We start from the raw sequence: 8887 nt of genomic DNA, 5'->3' as shown, positions 1-8887 counted from the left end.
GCGCCCGCGCGACCGCCGCGGCCGCGGGCTGCGCCACCCCCGCCCCTTCGGCCTGCGCTCCGAGCGGGGCCGCGGCGAGGCGCTGCTGACCGCCGTCGAGAAGGCCGTGGACCGGCTGGCGGCGCTGGAGGCCCCCGGGCTGCGGCACGTGACCGCGCGAGTGGAGCGCATCCCGGACCGGCTGGACGAGCGGCTGCGCGGGCTGCGCGCTGGCGCCGAGCGGGACGAGGAGACCCTGTTCGCCCGGGCGGAGCGCCAGGGCCAGGACGGCGTGGTGATCACCCTGTTCGAGCGGCCCCTGCGGGACGCCGCCGACCCGGAGGACCTGGACGGGGCCGTCTACGGGGTGGCGCTGAGCCGCTGCGCCGAGGCGCTGGGGGTGGACCCGCAGGTGCTGGACCCGGGGTGGGGCCGCGGCTGAGCCGCAGCGGGGGACGGGGCCGAGCGACGACGTCGGCGGTCAGGCCCGCCGTTCAAGCTCGGGCGCGGCGCAGTCCCTCAGGCGCGGGCGCGGCGCAGCCGGCGGCGCTCCCGCTCCGAGAGGCCGCCCCAGATGCCGAAGCGCTCGTCGTTCTCCATGGCGTACTCGAGGCACTGGTCCTTGACCACGCAGGCCTCGCACACGCGCTTGGCGTCCCGCGTGGAGCCGCCCTTCTCCGGGAAGAACGCCTCGGGGTCCGTCTGGGCGCACAGCGCGTCCACCTGCCAGGCCAGCTCGCCCTCGACGGGCTCGGTGACCAGGCCCGGGATCGCGGCCCAGTCGTCCGCGACGGGCGCGGCCTCGACCGGCCGGCCGGCGTCGCCCGGGAAGAGGGCGGTGACGGTGGCGGACGGGGTGCCGGCCTCGTCCTCGAGGTCGTGGGCGGAGAGCAGGGCGGTGGCCTGGTCCTCCAGGGTGGGGGCGTCGGCGCCGGCCAGCGGATCGGCCGGGTCCAGGAACCAGTCACTGGGGACTCCGCGCGGGCGAGGCGCCGCCGCCTGCGCCGACTCGGCGCGGTGCGTGTCCTCGACTCGCTGCGTGTGGTCCATGTGAGACGCCTCTTCCCAGGCTCGACGTGGCTGACGCGGAATCCCGTTCTCCTGCCGGTCCGCGCGGGCCCCGGACAAGCCGGTGCGGCCCCTGTGAGAGGCCGCTGACCCGGCCTTCATTACATCGGTGTGATTCGTGTCCCGTCAAGCCGAGCACGGGCCCGCCGGGGCCCCGGACCTCGGCCCCGGGGCCGACCCCGGGAGGCCGCCGCGACGCGGGATCGGGGTGCCAGACTGGGTGCATGGTCTCCCTCTCCGCGCCCCGCTCCACCGGCCCCCTCGTGCTGCGCCTGGCCTCCTCACCGCGCCCCGCGCTCGTCCAGGAGCCGGGCGCCCCCGGCGAGCACGGCGCCGTGGACCAGCGCATCGAGCTCTCCGGCCGCGTCACCGTGAACTGGGCGGCCAAGACGGCCGGCCTGCTGGCGGACGAGGGCCTCGGCCCCGGCGACCCGGTCGCCCTGGACCTGCCCGCCCACTGGCTCTCCCACGCCCTGGCCCTCGGCGTGCTCTGCGCCGGCGCCGAGCCCGCCGACGACGGCGCCGCCCCCGCGGCCGTCCTCACCGACCGCCCGGAGCGCTGGACCGACCCGGCCACCGCCGTGTTCGCCGTCGCGCTGCCCCGCGGGCTCGAGCTCCCGACCGGCGGCGCCGTGGCCGACCCGTCCGTGGTGGACGTGGCCGCCGAGATCCTCGGCCAGCCCGACGCCCTGCCCGGCCCCGTGGACCACGTGCGCCCCGAGGCCCTGCCGGCCGCCGACGTCGCCGCGGACGAGGACGCCGCGCGACAGGACGGCCAGGACGACGACGGCCCGCGCCCCCGCCTCACGTGGGCGGGGATGCGGGCCGTGCTGCAGGCGTGGGACGCCGGGCGGGCGGTGCAGGTGCGCCCCTGACCGGGCGCGGCCTGCGGACCCGCGCGCCGGGCTCAGAGCTCCGGGCTCAGGAGGCGCGGTGGCGGGCCGGGCCGTCGTCCCGGCGGACGTGGCGCTCGGCCGGTCGGCCCCGCGCCTCGTGGCGGCCGTGCGGGTGCAGCTGCTCGTCGCGCAGCACGGGCATCTGGCCGGTGATGATCGCGATGTCGTTGGCGAAGCCGGGCTCCACGTCCAGCTCCTCCTTGAACACCCAGAACCGGTAGGCGAAGTAGCGGAACACGGTGCCGAAGAACAGGCCCACCACGTTGCCGGCGATGAACAGGCCGCCCGGGTCCGTCACGCCCATGAAGTACTGCGCGATGAACACGCAGCCCGCCTGGATGCCCAGGCCGATCGCGTTCATGAGCAGGAACATGACGAGCTCGCGGGTCTTGTTGGACGAGCGCTTCTCGCGGAACGTCCAGTAGCGGTTGGCGACCCAGCTGAACAGGGTGGCCACCACGCCGGCCACGATCTTGGCCTTGACGTTCGAGCCCTCCAGCGGGCCCGTCATCATCCACCAGAACACCAGGGAGTCGATGACGAACGCGGCCGCGCCGACGGTGCCGAACTTGGCGACCTCACGCCACAGCATCGACACCAGGCCGGTCAGACGGCTCCAGAGATCGGACAGCATGGGCGGGAGACCTCGGTTCGGGACGGGAACGGGGACCGCGCGGACGCGGGGCGTGCAGTGCCGCCCGGAGGGGCGGGGCCCGCAACGGGCTGGGAACACTGTAGCCCCGGGGACCCCCGATTCCGGGCGGATCCCGGGACTCGTCAGGGATCCGTGACCGAGTTCTCAGGCGACGCGACTAGCCTGGACCGGTGACTTCCCCTCGACTCGGTGTGATCGGCGGCGGGCAGCTGGCCCGCATGATGGCGGGCCCCGCCGCCGAGCTCGGCGTGCCCTTCCGCGTGCTCGCGGAGGCCCCGGACGCGTCCGCGGCCCAGGTGGCCCCGCATGTGGTCGGCGACCACACGGACCTGGCGGACCTGCGCGCCTTCGCCGCCACGGTGGACGTGGTGACCTTCGACCACGAGCACGTGCCCACCGAGCACCTTCGCGTGCTGCAGGAGGCCGGCGTCGCCGTGCGCCCCGGCTCCGAGGCCCTGCAGCACGCCCAGGACAAGCTGGTGATGCGCGCCGCCGTCGAGCGCCTCGGCCTGCCGAACCCGGCCTGGGCCGCGGTGCGGGACCTCGACGAGGTCCTCGCGTTCGGCGACGAGCACGGCTGGCCCATGATCCTGAAGACCCCGCGCGGCGGCTACGACGGCAAGGGCGTCCTGAAGCTCGACGACGCCGACGACGCCCGCGCCTCCGCCGCGGACGGCACCCTGGGCACGTGGCTGGGCGCCGGCATCGCCCCGCTGCTCGCCGAGGCCCTCGTGCCGTTCACCCGCGAGCTCTCCGCCCAGGTGGCCCGCACCCCCTCCGGGCGGGTCGCGGCCTACCCCGTGGTGGACTCCGTGCAGGTGGCCGGGGTCTGCGACCTCGTGGTCGCCCCCGCCCGGGACCTGGACCCGGCCGTCGCCGAGGCCGCCACCGCCGCCGCCGTGCGACTGGCCGAGGAGCTGGACGTCACCGGCATGCTCGCCGTCGAGCTCTTCGAGACCCCCGGCGTGGGCCCGGGCTTCCAGGTCAACGAGCTGGCCATGCGCCCGCACAACTCCGGGCACTGGTCCATGGACGGGGCCGTCACCGGCCAGTTCGAGCAGCACGTGCGCGCCGTCCTGGACCTGCCGCTGGGCGAGACCGCCCCGCGCGGGGCCGGCGTCGTCATGAAGAACCTGCTCGGCGGGGCCCGCGAGGACCTGCACGCCGGCCTCTCCGACGCCCTCGCCGCCCACCCGCAGGCCAAGGTCCACCTCTACGGCAAGGCCGTGCGGCCCGGCCGCAAGGTGGGCCACGTCAACGTCGTCGCCGACCACGGGCTCACCCTCGAGCAGGCCGTGCGGGCCGCCGAGTCCGCCGCCGCCGTGCTGCGCGACGGCGCCGCCCCGGACGCCGTCGGCGCGTCCCCCTCCTCCCCCGCCACCCCCACTCCGCCGGAGGCCCGCCCATGACCGCCACGCCCCAGAACCCCGCCCAGCCCCTGCAGGACGACGCGCCCGTCGTCTCCGTGGTGATGGGCTCCGACTCCGACTGGCCCGTGATGAGCGCCGCCGCCGAGGCGCTGCGCGAGCTCGACGTGCCCGTGGAGGTCGGCGTCGTCTCCGCCCACCGCATGCCCCACGAGATGGTGGAGTTCGGCGCCCGCGCCCACGAGCGCGGCATCCGGGTGATCGTGGCGGGCGCCGGTGGCGCCGCGCACCTGCCCGGCATGCTCGCCTCCGTCACCCCGCTGCCCGTGATCGGCGTCCCCGTGAAGCTCAAGAGCCTCGACGGCCTGGACTCCCTGCTCTCCATCGTGCAGATGCCCGCCGGCGTCCCCGTGGCCACCGTCTCCATCGACGGCGCCCGCAACGCCGGCCTGCTGGCCGCCCGCATCCTCGCCTCGGCCGACACCGAGGAGGGCGATCGCCTGCGCGCCGCCCTCGCCGAGCACGCCGCCGAGCTCAACGCCCAGGCCCGGGCCAAGGGGGCCCGCCTGCGCGAGCGGATGGCCGCCGACCGCTGATGTCGCCCGCCACCGGATCCGTGCCCGCCGGTCACGCGCAGCCCGACCCGCTTCGGGACCCGCGCGTCGCCTCCCCCACCGAGCGCACCCGCCGGGCGCTGATCCTCACCGCCCTGACCCTGCTGGTCCCCGGCGGCGCCCAGATCGTCGCCGGCAGCCGCCGGCTCGGCCGCGTGGCGCTGCGGGTCACCGTCACCGTGTGGGCCGTGCTGATCCTGGGGCTGCTGTGGTGGCTGGTCTCCCGCGCGAGCCTGATCTCGCTCATGGCCCGGGACGGCGTGCTGCTCGGGCTGGCGGTGGTCCTGGTAGCGTTGGCGGTGGGCTGGGCGGTGCTGTGGGTGGACACGTTCCGGCTGATCCGGCTGCACCTGCTCGCCCCCGGCGCGCGGAAGATCACGGCCACGGTCACCGCGCTCGCGCTCGTCCTCACCAGCGGCGCCCTGCTCTACGGCGGCTGGGCCGCGAACACGAGCCGCGGCGCACTCGGCGAGGTCTTCCGGGAGGGGCCGGCCGTCCCGGAGGCCGAGGGCCGCTACAACATCCTGGTCCTGGGGGCGGACGCCGGCGAGGGCCGGCAGGGGCTGCGCCCGGACTCCATGCACGTGGTCTCCGTGGACGCCCGCACCGGCGCCATCGTGATGTTCTCCCTGCCCCGCAACCTCCAGGACGTGCCGTTCGTCGAGGGCTCACCGCTGTGGGACGTGTACCCGAACGGCTTCGACTGCGGCGACGAGTGCATCCTCAACGCCCTCTACACGGACGTGGAGGAGCATCACGCAGACCTCTACCCGAACGCTGAACACCCCGGCGCCGAGGCCATGAAGGACGCCGCCGGCGGCATCCTCGGCCTCGACATCTCCGGCTACGCCCTCATGGACATGGGCGGCTTCGCCCAGCTGATCGACGCCATGGGCGGGGTGGACGTCGTCAGCGGCGGCTACGTGGTGCACCGCGGCGTCCGGCCCGACGGCGCCTGGGGCAACATCTGGTGGGAGCCGGGCACCCACCACTTCAACGGCGACGACGCGCTCGCCTTCGCCCGCTCCCGGCACTGGTCCACGGACTACGCCCGCATCCGCCGCCAGCAGTGCATGCAGGCGGCCATGCTCGCCCAGTTCAGCCCCGCCACCGTGCTCACCCGGTTCGAGCAGATCCTCGCGGCGGGCCAGCAGATCGTGACCACCGACCTGCCGCAGTCCCAGCTCGGCACGTTCGTGGACCTCGCCGAGCGCTCACGCGGCCAGAAGATGCGGCGCCTGACCATCGGCCCGCCCGACTTCGGCGACACCGGGGACCAGTTCACGACGTTCCCCGACTACGGGCTCGTCCACCAGCGCGTGGACGAGATGCTCGCCGAGGAGCCCGGGCAGGCCGGGGGCGCGACGGGCGGCGAGGCGGGCCACGCGGCCGGCGTCGGATCCGGGGCGTCGGCCCTGCCGCTGCTCACCGTGCTCGCCGTGGCGGCCCAGGAGGCCGTCCCCGACGAGGTGGACGAGGACGACCCGGCCACCTGGCCGGCCCCGCCCACCCGGCCCGACGGTGGCGCCTACACCGCCGAGGACCTCATGCTGGCCGAGGACCTCGGCCAGGAGGACCTGCTCAACCACGCCTCCTCGACCAACGGGCTCTGCGCGCCCGGCCGCTGACCCCGCCCCGGCACTTTCGTGCGGGAAACGGGAGCCTTCCCGGGCACTTTCGTGCGGGAAACGGGAGCCTTCCCGGGCACTTCCGTGCGGGAAACGGGAGGCTCCGGCCCCCGGACGCGCCCCGCGCACCCCGACGACGGCTCGTCAGGCCGCCGATCGGCGTCGCGCCTGGCCTAGGCTGGTCGGCATGCACGTCCTGAAGCCCGTCATCCGCGACTACGCGTGGGGCTCCCCCACGCTCCTGGCCCGCCTGCAGGGCCGGGAGCCCACCGGCCGACCCGAGGCCGAGATGTGGCTGGGCGACCATCCGGGCGCCCCGTGCGGCGTCGTCGTGGGCGACGGCTCCGTAACCGGCCTCGACGAGCTGACCGCCGCGGACCGCGAGCGCTGCCTCGGCCAGGACGTGGGCACGGAGCGGCTGCCGTACCTGACGAAGCTGCTTGCCGCGGGCGCGCCGCTGTCCATCCAAGCGCACCCCACGCTCGAGCAGGCCCGCGCCGGCTTCGCGGCCGAGGAGGCCGCCGGCGTGCCCGTCGACGCCCCGCACCGCAACTACAAGGACGCCAACCACAAGCCGGAGATGCTGGTCGCCCTGACCCACTTCTCGGCGATGTGCGGCTTCCGCTCCCCCGAGGTCTCCTCGGACAGCTTCGAGGCCCTCGCCCACGCGCTCACCGAGCACGCGGACGGGGACACGTCCGCCGTCGCCGTCGCCGCGGCCCGGATCAGCCAGACGCTCGCCGCCGGAGACCTCGAGGACGCGTTCACCGGGATCCTCGACCCCGAGTCCGTGTGGGCGGCGCCGGGCTCCGTGGCCCAGGTGGTGGAGGTCCTGCGCGCCGCCGAGGACCTCGCCGAGCGCGACCCCTCCCTCGCCACCGCCCTCGAGGTGGCCGAGCACCACCCGGACGACCCCGGCGTGATCGTGGCAATCCTCCTCAACCGCGTGGACCTCGCCCCTGGCCAGGCTCTGCACCTGCCCGCCGGCAACGTGCACGCGTACCTGCACGGGCTCGGCGTGGAGGTGATGGCCGCCTCGGACAACGTGCTGCGCGGCGGGCTCACGGCCAAGCACGTGGACGTCGAGGAGCTGCGCCGGGTGGTGACGTTCGAGGCGGTGCCCGTGCCCTCGACCGAGCCCGAGCGCGTGGCGGACTCCGTGGTGGCCTTCCGCCCGCCCTTCGACGAGTTCGAGCTGCTGCAGGCCACCCTCGAGGACGACGCCGTCCGTGAGCTCGACGTCCACGGGCCCGGCATCGCCGTGGTCACCCGGGGCAGCGCCCACCTGGGGCTGGCGGGCCAGGAGGTCACCCTCGGTCCGGGCGAGGCCGTGTTCCTGCCCGCCACCGAGACCGCGTCGGGGCCGCTGGCCGTCCGCGCCGCCGACGGCGCCCCCGCCACGGTCCACGTCACGGGCCTGCCCCGCCGCTGACCCTCCTCCGGGGCCTCCCCAGCCCTTCCCCAGAGACGACTTTCGCTCGGGAAATCGTCGTCACCATCCCGGGATTCCGGGGCGGTGGCGACGATCTCCCGAGCGAAAGCGCGGGGGCGTGGGTCAGCGGCCGGTGCGGGTGCCGCGATCCTCGAGCCACTTGGACCACTTGCGCACGTCGTGCTCGGCGTCCACGGTGCGGACGGTGCCGGACCAGGAGCGCATCACGATCGACTGGGTGACCACGCGGCCGTCCACGAAGCGCACGCCGCGCAGCAGGTCGCCGTCGGTGATGCCGGTGGCGGCGAAGTAGCAGTGGTCCGAGGTGACCAGGTCGTTCGTGGACAGGACGGCGTCCAGGTCCAGGCCGGCGTCGAGGGCCTTCTGCTTCTCGGCCTCGTCCGTGGGGGCCAGGCGGCCCTGGATCACGCCGCCGGTGGCCTTGATGGCGCACGCGGTGACGATGCCCTCGGGGGTGCCGCCGATGCCCATCATCATGTCCACGCCGGTGTCCGGGCGGGCGGCGGCGATCGCGGCGGCGACGTCGCCGTCGAGGATGAACTTCACGCGGGCGCCGGCCTCGCGGATCTCCTTGACCAGGCCCTCGTGACGGGGGCGGTCCAGCACGCACACGGTCACCTGGGAGACCGGCTTGTCCAGCGCCTTGGCCACGAGCGAGACGTTCTGCTTCACCGGCAGGCGCAGGTCCACGAAGTCCGCGGCCTCCGGGCCCACCACGAGCTTGTCCATGTAGAACACGGCGGAGGGGTCGAACATGGTGCCGCGCTCGGCCACCGCGAAGACGGACAGGGCGTTGTTGTAGCCCATGGCGGTCAGGCGGGTGCCGTCGATCGGGTCCACGGCCACGTCCACGGGGGCGCCGGAGCCGTCGCCGACCTCCTCGCCGTTGAACAGCATGGGGGCCTCGTCCTTCTCGCCCTCGCCGATCACCACGGTGCCGGCCATGCTGACGGTGTCCATGAACGCGCGCATCGCGTCCACCGCGGCGCCGTCGGCCTTGTTCTTGTCGCCGTAGCCGACCCAGGGGCTCGCGGCGATGGCCGCCGCCTCGGTCACGCGGACCAGCTCCATGGCCAGGTTGCGGTCCGGGACGTGGTTCTCGTAGCCGGTCTTCTCCGAGGACGCGCTCGTCATCGCTGCTCCGATCCTTGCTCGCGGCGCACCGTCCGCGAAGGGGACGGGGCGTGGGGGCGGCTCTGCCCTCTTCCTCATCCTACGGTGGGCGGT

The 8887-nt window shown here is 75.1% G+C and carries 9 protein-coding genes; 6 read left to right on the top strand and 3 right to left on the bottom strand.

Annotation, left to right across the window (positions count from 1 at the left end; translation table 11 throughout):
* On the top strand, positions 1 to 421 hold a 421-nt coding region (locus tag NWP10_RS02400), incomplete at its 5' end, for a hypothetical protein (protein WP_258299768.1).
* Positions 422 to 498: 77 nt separating this feature from the next.
* Here the strand turns inward: NWP10_RS02400 and NWP10_RS02395 are convergent.
* Positions 499 to 1029 (bottom strand): WhiB family transcriptional regulator, encoded by a 531-nt coding sequence (locus NWP10_RS02395; RefSeq protein ID WP_258299767.1) that lies wholly within the window; start codon positions 1027 to 1029, stop codon positions 499 to 501.
* A 242-nt stretch (positions 1030 to 1271) separates the two neighbouring features.
* Here NWP10_RS02395 and NWP10_RS02390 point away from each other — a divergent pair, with 242 nt between their 5' ends.
* Positions 1272 to 1922, top strand: coding sequence for a TIGR03089 family protein (locus NWP10_RS02390; protein WP_258299766.1), 651 nt, complete (start codon positions 1272 to 1274; stop codon positions 1920 to 1922).
* 46 nt (positions 1923 to 1968) lie between these two features.
* Here NWP10_RS02390 and NWP10_RS02385 read toward each other — a convergent pair whose 3' ends face one another.
* Positions 1969 to 2577 carry a GtrA family protein gene (locus NWP10_RS02385; RefSeq protein WP_158492217.1) on the bottom strand — a complete coding sequence of 203 codons (609 nt, stop codon included), beginning with the start codon at positions 2575 to 2577 and terminating at the stop codon, positions 1969 to 1971.
* Between the two features lie 191 nt (positions 2578 to 2768).
* Between NWP10_RS02385 and NWP10_RS02380 the strand changes: the two genes are divergently transcribed.
* The 4 genes from NWP10_RS02380 to manA all read left to right on the top strand — a co-directional run bounded on the left by NWP10_RS02380 (position 2769) and on the right by manA (position 7639).
* On the top strand, positions 2769 to 4007 hold the full coding sequence (locus NWP10_RS02380; RefSeq protein ID WP_258299765.1) for a 5-(carboxyamino)imidazole ribonucleotide synthase: 1239 nt from the start codon (positions 2769 to 2771) through the stop codon (positions 4005 to 4007).
* Positions 4004 to 4561, top strand: coding sequence for a 5-(carboxyamino)imidazole ribonucleotide mutase (gene purE / locus NWP10_RS02375; RefSeq protein WP_258299764.1), 558 nt, complete (start codon positions 4004 to 4006; stop codon positions 4559 to 4561). The genes NWP10_RS02380 and purE overlap by 4 nt, the downstream gene beginning before the upstream one ends.
* 20 nt (positions 4562 to 4581) lie before the next feature.
* Complete coding sequence (locus NWP10_RS02370; protein ID WP_258299763.1) at positions 4582 to 6207, top strand: LCP family protein; 1626 nt, start codon at positions 4582 to 4584, stop codon at positions 6205 to 6207.
* A 187-nt stretch (positions 6208 to 6394) separates the two neighbouring features.
* The gene (manA, locus tag NWP10_RS02365) at positions 6395 to 7639 is read left to right on the top strand and encodes a mannose-6-phosphate isomerase, class I (protein ID WP_258299762.1); all 1245 of its coding nucleotides are present in this window, start codon (positions 6395 to 6397) and stop codon (positions 7637 to 7639) included.
* Positions 7640 to 7762: 123 nt separating this feature from the next.
* Here manA and glpX read toward each other — a convergent pair whose 3' ends face one another.
* Positions 7763 to 8794 (bottom strand): class II fructose-bisphosphatase, encoded by a 1032-nt coding sequence (glpX, locus tag NWP10_RS02360; RefSeq protein WP_258299761.1) that lies wholly within the window; start codon positions 8792 to 8794, stop codon positions 7763 to 7765.
* Positions 8795 to 8887 lie beyond the last annotated feature (93 nt).

The organism is Micrococcus sp. HG099, assembly GCF_024723355.1.
Lineage (GTDB): Bacteria > Actinomycetota > Actinomycetes > Actinomycetales > Micrococcaceae > Micrococcus > Micrococcus endophyticus.
Note: the sequence above shows the minus strand (reverse complement) of the source record. Positions and strands in the feature narration are given on the sequence as shown.